Source organism: Tessaracoccus sp. OH4464_COT-324 (assembly GCF_003932855.1).
Classification (GTDB): Bacteria; Actinomycetota; Actinomycetes; order Propionibacteriales; family Propionibacteriaceae; genus Arachnia.
The window spans coordinates 153,286-169,733 of sequence record NZ_RQYZ01000002.1; the positions used below are offsets into that span (position 1 = coordinate 153,286).

The window sequence follows — 16,448 nt, forward strand, 5'->3', positions numbered from 1 at the left end:
TGTATACTTTAGCGATGAAATAATTTCAACTGTTGCTGATGACGTCAGTACGGGTCGAGGCTACCTCCACGGCGGTTGGAGAGAGAATGCTCATCACCCAAACCTCGGTACCTGCGGGCAGCTCTCGATCCGCACGGGCCGACCTTTTGTGTGACTCGCCGGCGAGAGTGATCAGGACTTCCCCATACCCACCGCTTGGGATCGCTGTGATCACCCGGGCCACTGACCCGACCAAAGCCTCCGAACGCATTGTCGTCAGCGACTCAGAGCGCTTGAGCCAGCGGGTCAGCGAGATTGCGCCCCACGCGGCAATCATCCCCAGAGCCAAGCCAACAACAACCGCAACGCTCGTGCTGGGGACAAGACTGAGGGAAATGACACCACCGAACCCAAAGGCCCCGAGGAAAGCAGCCATGCTGGCCAAAGAGAAGGAGTCGCCCGCCAGAAAATCCACATTGAAGGCAGCTTCGACCGCCTCACCGAAGATCAGAGTCAGTGCCGCAGCAACAAGCCCGATAACGCCAACAATTAGAAACAAAGTCACGTCAAAGCCCTTTCCGTCCCCTCCAGTTTATCGGGTCAGGAGGTCAAACAGAAGGGCCCCGACGCAACCACGGCTCACCTGCCGCCGTAGCTCTTGTCGTACTGCTCCCTGACGTTGATCGAGCCATGCCCCTCGGCCGATGGCTTGCCGTCACCTCCCAACTCGAAGCGCGTTCCGAGCCCGTCCGGCATCGCATCCCTCGTCAGGAAATATTCCTCCTGCAAGAAGGTGAGCACATCGTCAGAAGTTCGATAGGAGCGAATCAGCCCCTGGTCCGCCGAGGAACGGAGCTGTTCATAACTGGTCCCGTTGGACTGCGCAATGTAGTTGATCGTCGCGTCGCTCACACCAGCGGAGTTGGCGGTGACTGCAGGATTGCCGCTGGTCAACGCCGCAACCGACGCCAAGCGCCCGCCGAGCGAATGCCCCGCATAGATGATGTTGCTGCTGTGCGGACTCCGATCCAGCGCCTCCGCCAACTCGATCGCCATGCGAGTCTGCGGCCCGACGCCGATCCCACCAGGCAGGTTTTCCTTCATCATGTCCCGCTGCTGGGGATCGCCGAAATCGGTTCCCTCGAAGACGACGACGTACTCGGGCTTGCCGTCCGCTCCCATTCGCTTGAAGATCTTGGCGGCGAAACCGTTTTCGTCGTTGCGCAGCATCTGCGGGGTGACCCCCAGCGAGCGAGCCTCGTCCTCGCCCACTTGTTCGTATCCGGCCCCTTCCGGATCATTCGCCATGAGCTTGATCAGTTCGCCGTCACGCGTCTTGTGCTCGGTACCCATCATCGACTCGCCGAACGACCCGCGATCAAGTCCCTGCTCAGCGCCCGGATCCTTGCCATCCTTGATGATCGCCGCCGCCCTGGTGAAGGCCTCCCCCAGCCAGCGCACCTCGCCCAGTTGGGCCGCACCCGAGTTCGCCACCTTTTGCAACAGGGCCGCGATCTCGCGCAGGGCGCCTGCGACGGTGGTGTCCACCTTGGAGAGGAACCAGTTCAGGGCTTTCCGCGCGTCGATCGGCAGGATCCACGACAGCACCGCCACGCCGATGGCAACGAGCAGCTTCCACCACTTGCTGAAAGCCAGCTCGATCACCGCATACACCGCGCGCATCACGACGGTGATGGCGGCCCGGCGAGCCTCGCCGGTGGTTCCCGCGATCAGGACGGAGCGCGAACCGATCAGCTCCGCCACCTTGGCCGCCGCCTGCATGCAGTCGTGCTCGAAGTCTGCGTAGACGTAGAAGGCGTCAGAGGCCGGGCCGAACCAGTTGGGCGACGTTCCCTTGGCCGCTGCCACCTGTTCCGCGTGCTGGATCAAGCCCTGCGCGACGGCGGTCATCGCCTGCTGCAACTGCTGTACGTCGCCAGGATCGCCCGAAAGCTGGTCCAGGGGCTCATCAAAAGCGCCGAACTGCTCAGCCACGTAGCTGAACAGCTGTGCGAGGCTGATCATCAGCACCGACTTGAAGTTAGGCTTGGTGACCAGCCATCGCAGCTGGGCGAACGCGGTATGCGGCCCGGTGGCACTCGCATCACCGCCCTGGCCAGCCCCTTGCTCCAGCACGTCGCGAGCTCGACCCCAGGAATCTCTCCTCGGCATCTGCACCGAGCCCACCTTGGGGGCGCTCGCGCCGCCGCCACCGAAGATCGAGCGCGCGATCTGCTCGGCCGCTTCCTCCATCTCCTGGTAGGCGCGGGCGGTCAGCTGAAGGGACTGCGCCATCTGTTGGGTAGCCTGCTGCGAGCTGTCCAGGTAGGCGCGCACACCGTCGGTGGTGTACGGGAAGGCGTGCGCCCCGGCAGCCGCCAGTACCTTGCCGAAGGACTCCGGCTTAGGGCTGTTCGGTCGCTGAATCCCGCCCAACGTGGCGCTGGCTGCCGTGATCCGTTGTGCGACTCCGTTGATCTCTGACGGGCTGAAGCCGATCTCACTCATCGGAGGCCCTCTGCTCTCTCTAGTTCGGTGACTTGCTGCGCCAGATCTGCTTTTGCCCGTGCCACGGCCTCGGCGAGACTGGCGTTGATGACTTCCACCGGCTCGTGGACCAACGCGGTGGGAACGAAAACCGACAGCAGCCGTTCATCGGCGTCGAGAGCCACCCGGACCTCGCTGTCACTCAGCCCAATCCCCTCCAATCGGGCCAGCTGCTTTGCCGTGTCCTCGCTGGGCGGGCGCAGCCGCGCGACGGCGTCGGCGAACTGCTGCATCGCGACCTCCGGCGACGCGTTCATGTCGACGCCCGGCGGTAGCGGCTGGGAGGCGAAAGAGCCCAGGTGCTGCGGATCGAAGGGCAGCTCCGCCACCTCATATTCTGAGGATCCGCCGTCAACCGCAGCGTCGAACAGATGCTGGAACGTCACGCCCCAGTCGTGCACAGGCGTCAAGGTACGTTCCTCAACCCGGAGGGCCAGCAGACCCCCAACCGGAGAAACGTCAACGCTCAGGCCGTCGCGGCGAGCACGGCGGGCGGGATCCAGACGGGCGGCAGCGCGCTCTTCCAACGCTCGCGCCTGCTCAAGCAGCTTGGCAACTGCGGGGTGAAGGGGTTCAGGAGAAGTTGTCACGAGCACACCCTATTTCGTCTCGGGGTCATTGGCTGGCAAAAAGGGTCGGAAAAACCCGCGAGTTTCTCCGACCCCCCAGTGGATGCTGATCAGCGGGAGGCGTTGCCTTCCGTGTAGTCGTCGCTGGCTTTCATCCAGGAGAAGAGCTTGCGCAGCTCACGGCCAGTGGCTTCGATGGGGTGATTCTCCCCCTCGGCGCGCAGCCGCTTGAACTCCGGCGCCCCGGCGTCCTGGTCATCGATGAAGCGCTTCGCAAACGCACCGGACTGGATATCGGCCAGGACCACTTTCATGTTCTCCTTGACCCGAGCGTCGATGACTCGCGGCCCGGACACGTAATCGCCGTACTCGGCGGTGTCGGAGATCGACCAGCGCTGCTTCGAGATCCCGCCCTCGATCATGAGATCGACGATGAGCTTCAGCTCGTGCAAGCACTCGAAATAGGCCACCTCCGGCTGATACCCCGCCTCCACGAGGGTCTCGAACCCGGCCTGCACCAGCGCGGAGGCGCCACCGCAGAGCACGGCCTGCTCGCCGAACAAGTCGGTCTCCGTCTCCTCCGTGAAGGTGGTCTTGATCCCGCCCGCACGCAGCGCACCAATCGCCTTCGCGTAGGACAGCACGAGCGGCCAAGCATTGCCGGTCGCGTCCTTCTCCACCGCAACAATGGCGGGCACCCCGCGGCCGTCAACGTACTCGCGACGCACCAGGTGGCCTGGGCCCTTCGGCGCGACCATGCACACATCCACGCCCTCGGGCGGCGTGATGTAGCCGAACCGGATGTTGAAACCGTGCGCAAAGAACAGCGCGTCGCCGGGCACCAGATGGTCGGCGATCTCCTCCGCGTACAGCTTGCGCTGCACCTGGTCGGGTGCGAGGATCATGATGAGATCCGCTTCTTCCACGGCCTCCGCAACCGGCAGCACCCGAAGGCCCTCAGCCTCCGCCTTGGCCGCAGACTTCGACCCGGGACGCAGGCCGATACGAACGTCAACCCCCGAGTCGCGCAGGCTGAGCGCATGCGCATGGCCCTGCGAGCCATAGCCGATGACTGCGACGTGTCGTCCCTGGATGATCGAGAGGTCAGCGTCGTCGTCGTAGAACATCTCTGCCATGTTTGTTTCCTTACCTGTTGTTGGGTCTGACGGTGAGGGACTTGGTGCCGCGGCCGAGCGCGACGTGCCCGGACTGGACCAGTTCCTGGATGCCGTGTGGGGCAAGCATATTCAGCAATGCTTCAAGCTTCTCGGTGCTGCCCGTAGCCTCGATGGTGATCGACTCGTTGGAAACGTCGACCGCCTTGCCCCGGAACAGGCCGACCACGTCAATGATCTGGCTACGGCTGGCGACATCGGCTCGCACCTTCACCAGAATCATCTGGCGATGCACCGCATTGGAACTGAGTTCCAACACCTTGCGCACCTCGATCAGCTTGTTCAGCTGCTTGACGATCTGCTCCAGCGTAGCCTCGTCGGCGACATTCGCCACGACGGTCATCCGGGAGATCTCCGGCCGCTCCGTCTGGCCAACGGCCAGGGATTCGATGTTGAATCCCCGTCGGGAGAACAGCGCGGAGATTCGGGTCAACACGCCGGGCTTGTTAGAAACCAGGATGCTAAGCGTGTACGCGGTCACAGCACTTCCTCTTCCCACTCCGGCGCCATGTCACGCGCCACCTTGATCTCATCGTTGCTGACTCCTGCGGGCACCATCGGCCACACCATGGCATCCTTGTGCACCACGAACTCCACGACCACTGGGCGGTCGTTGATCTGCATCGCTTTCGAGAGCACGTCTTCCATCTCCTCTTCGTTCGTCGCCCGGAAAGCAACGCAGCCCATGGCCTCGGCGAGCAGCGGTATGTTGGGCCAGGATTCCGAGGAGAGGCTGGTGTTGGAATAACGGCCTCCGTAGAAGAGGCTCTGCCACTGACGGACCATGCCCAGGACGTTATTGTTGATCACCGCGATCTTCACCGGGATGTTTTCCACCGCGCAGGTGACCAGCTCCTGATTGGTCATCTGGAAGCAGCCGTCGCCGTCGATGCCCCACACCATGCGCTCCGGGCTCGCAACTTTGGCCCCCATCGCGGCCGGGACGCAGTAGCCCATGGTTCCCGCGCCACCCGAGGTCAGGAACGAGTTCGGGGTGTTGTGCGGCAGGAAGTGCGTGGACCACATCTGGTGCTGTCCCACCCCAGTGACGAAGATCGTGTCCGACGGGGCCAACTGCCCGATGCGCTGGATCACCTCTTGCGGGCTGAGTTTTCCGTCCGGCGCCTCATCCCAGTATAGGCCGTAACGCTCGTTCATCGCCTGGAGCAGATCAACCCAGGCCGAGGTGTCCGGCTGCTGATGCTTTTTCATGGCCTCTACCAAGCCCTGGAGAGTCAGCCGGACGTCGCCGACGATCGGCACGTCAACCGCGACGTTCTTACCCACCTCCGCAGGGTCGATGTCGCAATGGATCACCTTTGCCTGGGTGGCGAAGCTGCTCAACAGCCCGGTGACCCGATCGTCGAATCGGGTTCCCAACGCGATCAGCAGATCCGCCTTCTGCAAGGCGCCGACCGCCGCGACGGTGCCGTGCATTCCGGGCATCCCCATGTGCAGTTCGTGGCTGTCGGGGAAGGCGCCCCTAGCCATGAGCGTGGTGACGACGGGGATGCGGCTGAGCTCAGCCAACTCTGCCAACTCCTTGTGCGCCCGCGCCGCAGTAACCCCGCCGCCGACGTACAACACCGGCTTGCGCGAGTCCGCGATCAGCTGTGCGGCAGCACGAATCTGACGCACGTGCGGCTCGATCGTCGGGCGGTATCCGGGCAGCTCTAGCTCCTCAGGCCAGTTGAAAGGTGCCTTGCCGGCAAGCGCGTCCTTCGCGATGTCGACGAGGACCGGGCCCTTGCGTCCGGTGCCCGCGATGTGGAATGCCTCTTTGATGGCGAGCGGGATGTCTCGGGTGTCCTTGATCAGGAAACTGTGCTTGGTGATGGGCATCGTGATACCACGGATGTCGGCCTCCTGGAACGCGTCCGTGCCGATCGCCGTGGAGTTCACCTGGCCCGTGATCGCCACGATGGGCGTAGAATCCATGTAGGCGTTGGCTATCGGGGTGACGAGGTTGGTGGCTCCCGGGCCGGAGGTGGCGATACAAACGCCCACTTTTCCGGTGATCAGCGCATACCCCTCTGCAGCGTGTCCGGCGCCCTGCTCGTGGCGACAGAGAATGTGCCTGATCGGCGAGTCGAACAGCGGATCGTAGGCGGGGAGGATCGCGCCACCAGGAATACCGAAAGCTACCTCGACGCCGACGCGCTCCAGCGACTCGACAAGGGCTTCGGCGCCCGTGAGAAGCTCACCGTCCTGCTTGGCCATAGCATTCCCTTCCGGTTGGGCCACCTCAATAAAAAACCCCCGAGGCCTGTAGGCACACGAGGGAGCGCTTCGATCGATGCTGAGCGAAGCGCTGTCAAAGAATTACGAGGTGGCGGTTAAACACACCCCAACCCTTTCGCACGGGGGCAGAGGTGTCAACCCCCGTTCACATTGTGGACGCTCAGTCGACGATTCTCTTCCAGGTCAGTTCCACGCCCTCAGCAACGCGGCCCCGGAGCAGGCCCAGCCCCGGGCTGGACGCGTAACGAGGAACGACGTGCACGTGCGTGTGAAACACCTCCTGACCGGCATCGGCTCCAGCGTTGCTCACCACGTTCACCGCGGTGGCGCCAAGCCTCTCCTTCAGCAGCCGACCGACGCGAGCGATTGCGGGCGCGATCTCTCCCAACACCCGGTCGTCGTCGAGCACGTCAACGCTGTGCCGTTTGGGCACGACGAGCGCATGCCCCACTTGCCACGGAGCGATATCGAGGAAGGCGAAGGCGGCGGGGTCCTCGTAGACGCGATACGACGGAACCGACCCCGCAATAATCCGGCAAAACAGGCACTCCATGCCAGCACATTAGTTCAGCGGACGGTGATTCCGCTCGCCCTGAGTCCGTCTTTCACCTCGTGGATGGTGAACTTGCCGTAGTGGAAGACGCTGGCGGCGAGCAACGCATCGGCACCCGCCGCCGCAGCGTCAACGAAATGCTGGACCTTCCCGGCCCCACCCGAGGCAATCAAGGGCAACGGAGTGACCGCCCGAACCGCGCGAATCAGCTCAAGGTCGAAACCCGACGTGGTGCCGTCGGCGTCCATCGAGTTCAGCAGGATCTCCCCAACGCCCCGCCGGGTTGCCTCGCGCACCCACGCCAGTGCGTCCAACCCGGCGGAGCGCCGACCGCCGTGGGTGGTGACCCCGAACCCGGAGGGCATGGCCTCGTCTCGCCGAGCATCCACCGAGAGCACCAGCACCTGTCGGCCGAACCGGCCGCGAATCTCGTCGATCACGCCGGGGCGCTCAATCGCGCCGGTGTTGATACCCGCCTTGTCCGCACCCGCGCGCAGCAGCAGGTTCACATCCTCGACGCTGCGTACTCCCCCGCCCACAGTGAGCGGAATGAAGACCTGCTCCGCGCAGCGCGAAACCATGTCGCGAGTGGTCTCGCGCTCCTGCGCCGAGGCAGATATGTCCAGAAAAACGAGCTCATCTGCACCCTCCGCTGAGTACTTTGCCGCCAGCTCGACCGGGTCCCCGGCGTCGCGCAGGTTCTCGAAGTTGACGCCCTTCACCACTCGACCGTCGTCGACGTCCAGGCACGGAATCACACGCACAGCAACGCTCATACCTCCCAAGTTAGCGCCGAGTGCCGCCAACTCGCAGGTCGGTCCGTCATTCCTCTGCCATGTCGGCCGCCACAACACCGCGGCGCAGCGAGTCGACAAGCGTTCGGCAGGTGCGCCTCAGGTCGCCCGGCCCTGCGGCCTGCCCGACCTGGCTGGCTAGGTCAATCACCTGGCGAACCCAACGCACGAAGTCACCCGGAGCGAGCGGGGCGTGGCGCAGCGTCTTCTCCAGATCCTGCCCGCTGGCCCAGCGCCAAATGCCCTCAGCGAACCCGATGTCCAGGTCGCGCCCGCGATCCCGGGCGTGGCGGCGTTCGACGACGCCGACTTCCCGCCACACCGTGCGCAGTTCCGATTGGGCCCGTTCACTTGCCCGATCCGGCATCCGAGGCAGCGCGCCTCTCAGCGGACGGGATTCGTACACCAGGGAACTCAACACGGCGCCCAGTTGTGGCGCATCCAACCCGAGGAAAACCCCCCGACGGATGGCCTCGGCCGCCACCAGGTCGAGCTCGTTGTAGATGCGTCGCAACTTGTTGCCTGCTTCAGTGAGTTCCTCCCCTGCGAGGTAACCCAGTTCCTCAAGCACTGCGCAAACCCGGTCGAACTGGACGCCCAGCGAGTTGGCCCGGCCCAGGGCAGAGGCCTGGGACGCGCGCGCCTCTCGTTCCAGGCGAAGCACCCGCGCTGCGGCCACCGCATGCACTTCCCTCTCCTCGCAGGCATGGCAATCGTGGGAGCGAATCTCCTGACGCAGTTGCGCGATTCGCTCCGCGTGGCTGACGTCCGTGGGAACGTCGGCGATCTGCGGCTCGTCCAGCGTGTCAATTTTCGCTGCGAGCGCCGCGATCAGCGAACGCCGATCGGAACGTTCTCGAAGTCGAAACTGCCGAGGCACTCGAATGCGTCCTCCAACAGCAACCGGTACACCGAAATCCTCGGGCTCCAGCTTCGCGACGCTGTGGTCAACGGCCAGCGTCTGCACCCACGGCTGCGCGTCCTTTGCCTGCCTGCGCCCGGTGCGCAGCACCACGCACCAACCTGTGCGCGGCACCCAGATAACATCGCCCATCATCAGACTGGCGAGAGAATCGGCGGTGCTGGCTAGGCGCTCCGCGCGGCGATGTTTCGCGGACGTGGATTCGAGTTGGGACAGTTCCTCTCGCAGTCGAGCGTAGCCCATGAAGTCACCCAAGTGGCAGCTGATCTGCCCCATCAGCTCCTGAACGTCGCGCCGCACCCGCTGCTCCTTGCGGGTGGCTTGCACGACGGTCTTGTCTGAGAGGTACTGCGAGAAGGACTGATCCAGCAGGTCGCGGGCCCGGACTCGGCCCATCGTCGCGATCAGGTTCACGGCCATGTTGTACGTGGGGGCGAAGCTCGACTTCAGGGGGTACGTCCGTCGCGAGGCGAGGCCCGCGACGGCACGCGGGTCCATGCCCGGTTGCCACAGCACCACCGCGTGACCCTCGACATCGATGCCGCGGCGCCCGGCCCGGCCGGTCAGCTGGGTGTATTCCCCCGCCGTTATGTCGACGTGTGCCTCGCCGTTGTATTTCGACAGCTTCTCCAGGGCCACCGTTCTGGCCGGCATGTTGATGCCAAGAGCGAGCGTCTCGGTGGCGAAGACCACTTTCAGCGCTCCTGTGCGGAAGCCTTCCTCCACGATCGCCTTGAACGCCGGGATCTGGCCGGCGTGATGCGCTGCCACCCCGTTGACCAGTGCCAGCCGGAAATCCTCGTAGCCCAAAGCTTCGAGATCGTTCGGCTCGAGAGCTGCGGCGTGCTGATCGGCGATCGAGCCCAACAGGCGTGCCTCCTGAGGGCTGGTGAGCACGATGCCTGAACCCAGCACCTGCTCCACCGCCGCATCGCAGCCTGCTCGGGAGAAGATGAAGTAGATGGCGGGCAGCAACTGCGCCTGCCGCAGGGTGCGGGCCACGTCGGATCGGCTGGTGCGGTACTTGGCGAACCGGGGGTGGGTGTCGCCACCGTACTGGCTACCCCCAGACTTACCGCGGCCGCTTCGGCCGCGCGGACGGCGCGCATCGTCGCGTACCCGCATCGACTCGCTGCGCGCCACGCGCAGCAACTCCCGGTTCACCTTTGCGGCCCGATTCGTGGGCGAATCCAGCGCAGTGGGCGCCACGCCCTCGAACAGGTCCACGAGCCTACGACCAACCAGCACGTGCTGGTACAAGGGCACGGGCCTGCGTTCGCTGACGACGGTCACCACGCTTCCACGCACCTCGTCGAGCCAGGCCCCGAAGTCCTCGACGTTGCTCACGGTGGCGGAGAGCGCAACGATCTGTACCGACTCCGCGAGCCCCAAGATCACTTCTTCCCAGACCGCGCCTCGGAAGCGATCCGCCAGATAGTGCACCTCGTCCAACACCACATAGCCGAGATGGTTGAGCGTGGGTGAGGCTGCGTAGATCATGTTGCGCAGCACTTCCGTGGTCATCACGACGATCTGCGCCTCGGAGTTGATCGACTGGTCTCCAGTCAGCAGCCCAACCCGATCCGGCCCGTAGCGCTCCACGAGGTCATGGTACTTCTGGTTGGAGAGGGCCTTGATCGGGGTGGTGTAGAAGCATTTGCGCGAGTTGGCTACCGCAAGGAAGACGCCGAACTCGCCCACGACGGTCTTACCGGCGCCCGTGGGCGCGGCGACCAGAACGCCCGATCCCTCCAGAAGCGCTCGGCAGCCATCCAGCTGGTAGTCATCCAATGGAAACGAATACCCGCTGGCGAACTCAGTGAGCAGACTCATCCGACCAACACCCGCAACGCTCCGGGGTCAACGGCGATTCGCGCGGGTACCGGCCCCAGCTCCTCCCCATCCCCCATCAGGAACAGACCCTCCCCGTCGAGTTCGACGGCCCGCGCCTGGATGCGTTCCACCGCGGGGTGGCTGACAAACTTCCCCGAGTAAAGGCTGGGCAACAACCGCAGCACCGTCGCTCGGCCAACGGGATGGATGAGCGTGATATCGAGCAGGCCGTCGCCCGGATCGGCGTCAGGCGCAATGTTCATCCCACCGCCATAGATTCCCGTGTTGCAGATCGCCATCAGCATTGCTTCGAACTCACGGCTCTCACCGTCAACGCAAACCCGGTAGCTGAGCGGTGAGAAGTTAGCCAGTTCGCGCAGCGCAATGAAGCCGTAGCTCAGTGCGCCTAGCCTCAGCCGGATGTTGTTGGTGGCCCGGTTCACCCGGGCGTCGTAGCCGCAACTCACAACCGCTCCGACGTGCCGCTCGCCCACCGACAGGTTGCTGGCCCGGGTGAGGTCGAGCAGGCGCTTGCGTCCCTCGACGATCGCGTCCAGCGAGGACTCCACGCTGCCGATCCCCAACGCACGCGCGAAGTCGTTTCCCGTCCCCGCCGGGATCACGGCCAGCGTCGCCTCCGTGTGGGCGCAGCCGTTCACGCCCAGGTGGGCCATGCCGTCGCCGCCCATCACGGCGACGATGTCTCCGGGACGCGCCGAGTTGGCCGCGGCCCTGATCAGCTCCCGGGCGTCCTCCCAGCTGACGGACTCGACCACAAGCACCTCCGACGTCGGCAGCTTGAGCTTCAAGAGCTCGACCACCCTGCGCAGCATTCGGCCTGCTCGTCCGCCTCCTGAACGAGGGTTTACCACCAGAGTTAGCAGCCGAGGTTTCGCTAGTTCGTTCACTCTTCCTCATCCAGCTTTGGGGAGAATTCGGCCGCGGAAGCCTTCGTGATCCCGCGTTTTCGGTCAATCATTCGGCAGATGATCTCCGCTATGAAGAACAACACGACAACAGGCAGTGTGAGAGCCAGCATCGAGAAGGGGTCCACAGTGGGTGTGACAACCGCGGCAAAGATGGTCGAGCCCAGCACCACGAACTTTCGGTATCTGCCCAGGTGGTGTCCTCGAACCAGACCGGCCAGGTTCAGCATCACGACCAGCACGGGAATCGTGAATGAAACCCCGAACACGAGCATGATCATCACCTGTTTCTGCAGGAAATCCACCATCTCCAGCAGGTTCACGATGTCCAGGTTCGGCGGGGTGAAGCTCAGCATCAACGACACGCCACGTGGCCACACCACGTATCCCAGGTAGCAGCCCACCAGGAAGAGCGGAGTTGCTGTGCCCACAAAAGTCAGAACATAGCGCTTCTCGTTCTTGAACAATGCTGGAGCAAAGAACGCCCACACCTGGTAGAGCCAAAATGGGCTCGCCAGCACGAGCCCCGCCAGCGCACACGCGATCACCGCCAGCGTGAAGGGGGAAGTGACGCCCAGGTTGGTCAGCGCGATGTTCGCCTTGCCGGCTGTCGCCTCCATCACCTCGCGCTTCGCCTGGTCGTACGGATCCGTGATGAACCGGACCAGGTTCTCGTAGAAGAACGCGGACCCGATCGCCACGGAGACGATGACCACGAGGGAGACAAACACCCGGTAGCGCAACTCGCGCAGGTGGTCCAGCAACGACATCGTGCCGTCCGGGCCACCCTTCGGGGGTTTCAACCAGCCGAGGCGCCCGGACGAGCGGGAACCGTCAACTGATCTCAACTTCGCCAAGGCTACTGCTCCCTTTGGTTTTCCTCGGCACGCACGTCGCTGGACTCAGCCGCCTCCGCCTCAGGCAGCTCCTTCGGGTCGGACTTCACTTCTTCCTTGAACTCCCGGATCGAGCGGCCGACGCCTTTGCCGATGCCCGCCAAACGGGAGCCCCCGAACAGAAGCAGGACGACGGCAAGGATGATCAGGAGTTCCTGCCATCCGAGACCGCCAATAACCAGGACTGACATGTGTAATCCACCTTTCGTTTGCCGTAAGTCTAGTCACGACAGCGTCAAAGCCAATTCTGGCTCAGCTGCCGTAGTTGGCGAGAGCGGCTCGGGCCCTTTCCCGAGCCGCGTGCTCGATATCCGGGTCGGAGACGCTGAGCACATGCTCGCCAAGCCGAAGCAGCAACGAAACCGCCCACTCCTGATTGGCCAAGGGGAAGGTGATCCGCCAACGATCCCCCAGCTCATGGACCGCGCTCGTCGGATGGTAGTCCGCGCACCACCTGCCGCTCTCGGTGACTTCGAGGGTCAGCTCCCGTGACACGTCAGCGAACCAGGTGTCGAGCGTGTCGGGCAGCGGACGCACATCGAAAGTCTCATCGGACTGCTCCGCGCTGTGCACGCGATCGAGGCGGAAGGTGCGCCAATCGTCGCGCTCTCTGCTCCAGGCGTCCAGGTAGGCGAAGCCCGAATCGGTGCGGAGCCGGTGTGGCTCGACGACGGCCCGCCGCTCGCTGCCAACCTCACCGTATTCGATCGTCACGACGAGTCGCTTGGCAACGGCGGCGGCCAAGGCCGTGCGGATGTCGGGGGCACCCGCCTCGACCGTGACGGCAACGCTCGATGTCGCCCGTATGCTCAGCTGTTCCAGTTTCTCTAACGCGCTCGCCGCCGCATGCCCAGCTCCCATCTCGACGATCAGCTTCAACGCCACCGACAGGCTCACCACCTGGTCCGGGTTGAGCCGCAGAGGTCGGGCCAGCGCGTCCACATTCCGGGCCATGATATAGCCGTCCGCCCGAGCGCCGTCGAGATCCACCTCGAATAGGTCTCCGGGCAGATAGCCCGGTAGGCCGACGAACTGCAGGATCTCCAGGTCATGCAGAATGCGTTTGGGCTGCACCCCGAAATCAGCCGCTGCCTTCTCCACCGCAACCACCGGACGTGCGGCAAGGTACGGCACCAAATCCACCAACCGACGTAGCTCGCTCATCGCGCGCCCTCCGCGATCCGCGTCAGCCTATCCACGGTTGCCTGCCTGATCCCCTCCGGGGCCAGTACAAACGCTTCCGGGCCGGCGACGCACACATCCGCAACGATCAGATCCTGGTACGGCCTACTCACCTCATAAGCCACGTATCCCTCGGGCAGCGGGCAGGACCACTGCACCGGGCTGGCCCCGGCTGTGAGCCCGGGCCAGTTCCGCACAGCCACCACCGCCGACACCAGCGGTTCTGGGTCAATGTCGCCGAACTCGCTAGGCACCTCGTAGGCCCGTTCGGGGCCCATCAGTCGAGCCTCGCTCATCCGCACCAACTTGAAACTGCGCTCAGCGTTCCTGTCCGGGTCGAAGCCGTGCACGAGCCACAGGCCTCGCCGCTGCACCAGCCGCCAGGGGTGCAGCCTGCGCCGGGCGCCCTCGTAGTGGAAGACCACCTCCTGGCGGGCGAAGAGCGCCCGATGTACCGTGGCGAAATCGGGTTCTTCTGCAGGAATCTTTGCGGCGAGCGAACTCAATCGGCCGGTGTCCGGCTCAGCTCCCGCTGCTTTCAACCGCTGCAGCGCCCACATCGTCGACTCCGCGACCACGGAACTCTGCCAGACGTGGCCGGCGAGTCCGAGGGCGATCAACTCGTCACGGGTGAAACTGACTTTGGGCAGCTCGGCCTTGCTGCGGAACACTCGGTAGCCATATTCCTCGCCCGAGTCCGGGTCGTTGGCGCCCGTGGCGATCTCGATCCCGAGGTCCCTCAGCGCGGCCTTGTCCCGTTCGAACGTCCGGTCGAAACTCTTCGATTCCCGGTAACCTGCCACCATCTCCCGCAGCTCCTGCTTGCTCAGGTAGCGGCGCGTGGTGAGCAGCGCGATCAGCAGGTTCATCACCCGCTCCGAAGTAGCTTTGGCCATGGTTCCTCCTCGCAGCCCAAAGCCTACCGGCAGGACCATCGGCTAGGGAGCGGCGCTCTACGCTTGGAGGCATGCATGTTGACCGCTACGCGCCCTCACCCACCTCGGATCTGCATCTGGGAAACCTGCGCACCGCGCTAGCGGGCTGGTTGCTGGCCCGGCACTCAGGTGGCAGTTGGCGGATGCGTGTCGAGGATCTCGACGTGGCTCGTGTGCGGGCCGCGCACGGAGCCGAGCAACGGCAGTTGTCCGACCTGGCCAGGCTGGGTCTCGACTGGGATGGCGAGGTCATGCGCCAGTCGGAGCGCCACGACGCCTATCGCGACGCCGTGGCCGCCTTGGGGGACCGTGTCTTCGAGTGTTTCTGCACCCGGCGTGACCTAGCGCTGGCCAGCAGCGCACCGCACGCAGAGGACGGCTACCGCCCCTACCCCGGGACCTGCCTGCGGCTCACACGAACCCAACTCGCGAGACGACGGGCCGAGCGGCCTGCCGCGCTGCGGGTCCGAGCCGACGCGGCCACGCAGAGCATCACCGACCGCTTCGCGGGCGAGGTGACCAGCGTGGTCGATGATTTCGTGCTCCTCCGCAACGATGGCACACCCGCCTACAACCTGGCGGTCGTCGTGGACGATATCGCGATGGGCGTCACCCACATCACCCGCGGCGACGACCTCCTGAGCAGCGCGCCTAGACAAGCCTGGCTCACCGAACAGTTGGGCGGCACCTGCGCCAGCTACGCGCACGTCAGCCTCGTCATGGGCTCGGACGGCAAACGCCTCGCCAAGCGAAACGGTGGCGTCACGCTTGACGAGGCGGGCGGCCCTCAGGTGGTGTTCAGCTGGCTGGTCGAATCCCTCGGCCTGGGGTCTGCGCGGAATCTCACGGAGGCCCTGGCCGCTATGCCGGCTGACTACTCCTACTGGACGTCGAGGATATCGATCACGTAGACGAGAGTCTGCCCCGGTTGCAGAGCGGGCGATGTCGACCTGCCTTCCGGGTAGGCCAGCGCCGGGGGAACCACCAGCAGTACGCGAGAGCCGGCGGTCTGCCCGACCAAGCCCTGCTTCCAGCCTTCGATGAGCCCACTCAGCCGCCCGCTCTGCGGAGCCCAGGAATCCTCAAACTGCTCCCCGCTGGACCACACCCAGGATCGATACTTCACCTGGAGCAGGCTCTCAGCCGTGACCGGTTGGCCGGAGCCCTTGATCAGCGGAGCGACCTGCAGCTGTTCGGGCGGCTGTTTGGCGGTGTCAAGGCTAACGCTCGGACCATCGGTGCCGACGCTAACCTGTGGCATCCCTTCCACCGGGGGCTGCTCCTCCCCCATGGCACCCTCGAAGTTGGCCGAAATGATGTCCACAACAAAGAGCAGCGAGTCGCCCGGCTTGATACTGCCGGACTGGTTACCCTGCGGATACCCGTCGCTCGCAGGCATGCCGATCAGCACCCGCGACCCCACCGCCTGCTTGTCGAGACCGAGGCGGAACCCCGGAACAACGTTAGACAGCGGGAACACCTTGGGGCTCGAATCATAGGAGGTGTCGAAGATCTCGCCCGTGGTACCGTTCACCCCCACGTAGTTGAGCTTGACGACGGAGTCCTGCGTAAGGTGCTGAGGGTTCGCCGAGGGCCGCAGCACCTTCGTCGTGGTGCTGCTGATTGCCCAAGGAGCCGCGAACTGCACCTCCGGCTTGTCAGTGTCCGTGACCGTGATCGCGCCCAGGTCGGTCGAAGGCTCAACCGACACACTCGGGCTGGCGGAGGGCTCAGGCGAAGCGGAGTCGCTGGCCGCAGGAGATTCGCTGACACTCTGCTCCGTAGAGGGCTCAGGCGATGGGGTTTCGGTGGTGGAGGAGCACGCGCTCAGCAGGGCCGCCGTGGTAGCCGCGGCGAGGGCAATGCGAATGGACTTGGAAATTGACACGGGTTGAA

Annotated in this window: 16 protein-coding genes; 1 reads left to right on the forward strand and 15 read right to left on the reverse strand. The window is 64.5% G+C overall.

All coding sequences use genetic code 11. From position 1 onward, the window contains the following. Positions 1-25 precede the first annotated feature (25 nt). The 14 genes from EII42_RS02675 to EII42_RS02740 all read right to left on the reverse strand — a co-directional run bounded on the left by EII42_RS02675 (position 26) and on the right by EII42_RS02740 (position 14,513). Positions 26-544, reverse strand: a complete 519-nt coding sequence (locus tag EII42_RS02675; protein ID WP_125170568.1) for an NfeD family protein — start codon at positions 542-544, stop codon at positions 26-28. A 74-nt stretch (positions 545-618) separates the two neighbouring features. Further along, entirely contained in the window at positions 619-2,487 is a 1,869-nt protein-coding gene (locus tag EII42_RS02680) for a hypothetical protein (protein WP_125170569.1), read from the reverse strand. Next, positions 2,484-3,116, reverse strand: a complete 633-nt coding sequence (locus EII42_RS02685; RefSeq protein WP_125170570.1) for a hypothetical protein — start codon at positions 3,114-3,116, stop codon at positions 2,484-2,486. Before EII42_RS02685 ends, EII42_RS02680 begins: the two co-directional genes overlap by 4 nt. 89 nt (positions 3,117-3,205) lie before the next feature. Next, complete coding sequence (gene ilvC / locus EII42_RS02690; protein ID WP_125170571.1) at positions 3,206-4,231, reverse strand: ketol-acid reductoisomerase; 1,026 nt, start codon at positions 4,229-4,231, stop codon at positions 3,206-3,208. Positions 4,232-4,241: 10 nt separating this feature from the next. Continuing rightward, a complete protein-coding gene (ilvN, locus tag EII42_RS02695) occupies positions 4,242-4,751 on the reverse strand; it encodes an acetolactate synthase small subunit (RefSeq protein WP_125170572.1) in 510 nt (169 codons plus the stop codon). Beyond that, on the reverse strand, positions 4,748-6,490 hold the full coding sequence (locus EII42_RS02700; RefSeq protein WP_125170573.1) for an acetolactate synthase large subunit: 1,743 nt from the start codon (positions 6,488-6,490) through the stop codon (positions 4,748-4,750). The genes ilvN and EII42_RS02700 overlap by 4 nt, the downstream gene beginning before the upstream one ends. Positions 6,491-6,671: 181 nt before the next feature. Further along, positions 6,672-7,064, reverse strand: a complete 393-nt coding sequence (locus tag EII42_RS02705; RefSeq protein ID WP_125170574.1) for an HIT family protein — start codon at positions 7,062-7,064, stop codon at positions 6,672-6,674. A 14-nt stretch (positions 7,065-7,078) separates the two neighbouring features. Beyond that, the gene (gene hisF / locus EII42_RS02710) at positions 7,079-7,840 is read right to left on the reverse strand and encodes an imidazole glycerol phosphate synthase subunit HisF (protein WP_125170575.1); all 762 of its coding nucleotides are present in this window, start codon (positions 7,838-7,840) and stop codon (positions 7,079-7,081) included. A 46-nt stretch (positions 7,841-7,886) separates the two neighbouring features. After that, a complete protein-coding gene (locus EII42_RS02715; RefSeq protein ID WP_125170576.1) occupies positions 7,887-10,613 on the reverse strand; it encodes an RNA helicase in 2,727 nt (908 codons plus the stop codon). After that, a complete protein-coding gene (locus EII42_RS02720) occupies positions 10,610-11,521 on the reverse strand; it encodes a diacylglycerol kinase family protein (RefSeq protein WP_125170577.1) in 912 nt (303 codons plus the stop codon). The genes EII42_RS02715 and EII42_RS02720 overlap by 4 nt, the downstream gene beginning before the upstream one ends. Next, complete coding sequence (gene tatC / locus EII42_RS02725) at positions 11,518-12,387, reverse strand: twin-arginine translocase subunit TatC (RefSeq protein ID WP_125170578.1); 870 nt, start codon at positions 12,385-12,387, stop codon at positions 11,518-11,520. The genes EII42_RS02720 and tatC overlap by 4 nt, the downstream gene beginning before the upstream one ends. An 11-nt stretch (positions 12,388-12,398) precedes the next feature. After that, positions 12,399-12,626: a twin-arginine translocase TatA/TatE family subunit gene (gene tatA / locus EII42_RS02730; protein ID WP_125170579.1), complete on the reverse strand. Its 228-nt coding sequence runs from the start codon at positions 12,624-12,626 to the stop codon at positions 12,399-12,401. 61 nt (positions 12,627-12,687) lie between these two features. Then, positions 12,688-13,599: a YafY family protein gene (locus tag EII42_RS02735; RefSeq protein WP_125170580.1), complete on the reverse strand. Its 912-nt coding sequence runs from the start codon at positions 13,597-13,599 to the stop codon at positions 12,688-12,690. Then, complete coding sequence (locus EII42_RS02740) at positions 13,596-14,513, reverse strand: YafY family protein (protein ID WP_158676372.1); 918 nt, start codon at positions 14,511-14,513, stop codon at positions 13,596-13,598. Before EII42_RS02740 ends, EII42_RS02735 begins: the two co-directional genes overlap by 4 nt. Before the next feature lie 71 nt (positions 14,514-14,584). Between EII42_RS02740 and gluQRS the strand changes: the two genes are divergently transcribed. Then, a complete protein-coding gene (gene gluQRS, locus EII42_RS02745; RefSeq protein WP_125170582.1) occupies positions 14,585-15,463 on the forward strand; it encodes a tRNA glutamyl-Q(34) synthetase GluQRS in 879 nt (292 codons plus the stop codon). Here the strand turns inward: gluQRS and EII42_RS02750 are convergent. Further along, positions 15,433-16,440, reverse strand: a complete 1,008-nt coding sequence (locus EII42_RS02750; RefSeq protein ID WP_158676373.1) for an FKBP-type peptidyl-prolyl cis-trans isomerase — start codon at positions 16,438-16,440, stop codon at positions 15,433-15,435. The two genes, gluQRS and EII42_RS02750, sit on opposite strands and share 31 nt — an antisense overlap. Positions 16,441-16,448 lie beyond the last annotated feature (8 nt).

What these genes read in the sequence shown, in the direction of transcription:
- EII42_RS02680 (WP_125170569.1), bottom strand. Translation starts at nt 2,487, where the DNA reads ATGAGTGAGATCGGCTTCAGCCCGTCAGAGATCAACGGAGTCGCACAA.
- ilvC (WP_125170571.1), bottom strand. Translation starts at nt 4,231, where the DNA reads ATGGCAGAGATGTTCTACGACGACGACGCTGACCTCTCGATCATCCAG.
- EII42_RS02700 (WP_125170573.1), bottom strand. Translation starts at nt 6,490, where the DNA reads ATGGCCAAGCAGGACGGTGAGCTTCTCACGGGCGCCGAAGCCCTTGTC.
- EII42_RS02705 (WP_125170574.1), bottom strand. Translation starts at nt 7,064, where the DNA reads ATGGAGTGCCTGTTTTGCCGGATTATTGCGGGGTCGGTTCCGTCGTAT.
- hisF (WP_125170575.1), bottom strand. Translation starts at nt 7,840, where the DNA reads ATGAGCGTTGCTGTGCGTGTGATTCCGTGCCTGGACGTCGACGACGGT.
- EII42_RS02715 (WP_125170576.1), bottom strand. Translation starts at nt 10,613, where the DNA reads ATGAGTCTGCTCACTGAGTTCGCCAGCGGGTATTCGTTTCCATTGGAT.
- tatA (WP_125170579.1), bottom strand. Translation starts at nt 12,626, where the DNA reads ATGTCAGTCCTGGTTATTGGCGGTCTCGGATGGCAGGAACTCCTGATC.
- EII42_RS02735 (WP_125170580.1), bottom strand. Translation starts at nt 13,599, where the DNA reads ATGAGCGAGCTACGTCGGTTGGTGGATTTGGTGCCGTACCTTGCCGCA.
- EII42_RS02740 (WP_158676372.1), bottom strand. Translation starts at nt 14,513, where the DNA reads ATGGCCAAAGCTACTTCGGAGCGGGTGATGAACCTGCTGATCGCGCTG.
- gluQRS (WP_125170582.1), top strand. Translation starts at nt 14,585, where the DNA reads ATGCATGTTGACCGCTACGCGCCCTCACCCACCTCGGATCTGCATCTG.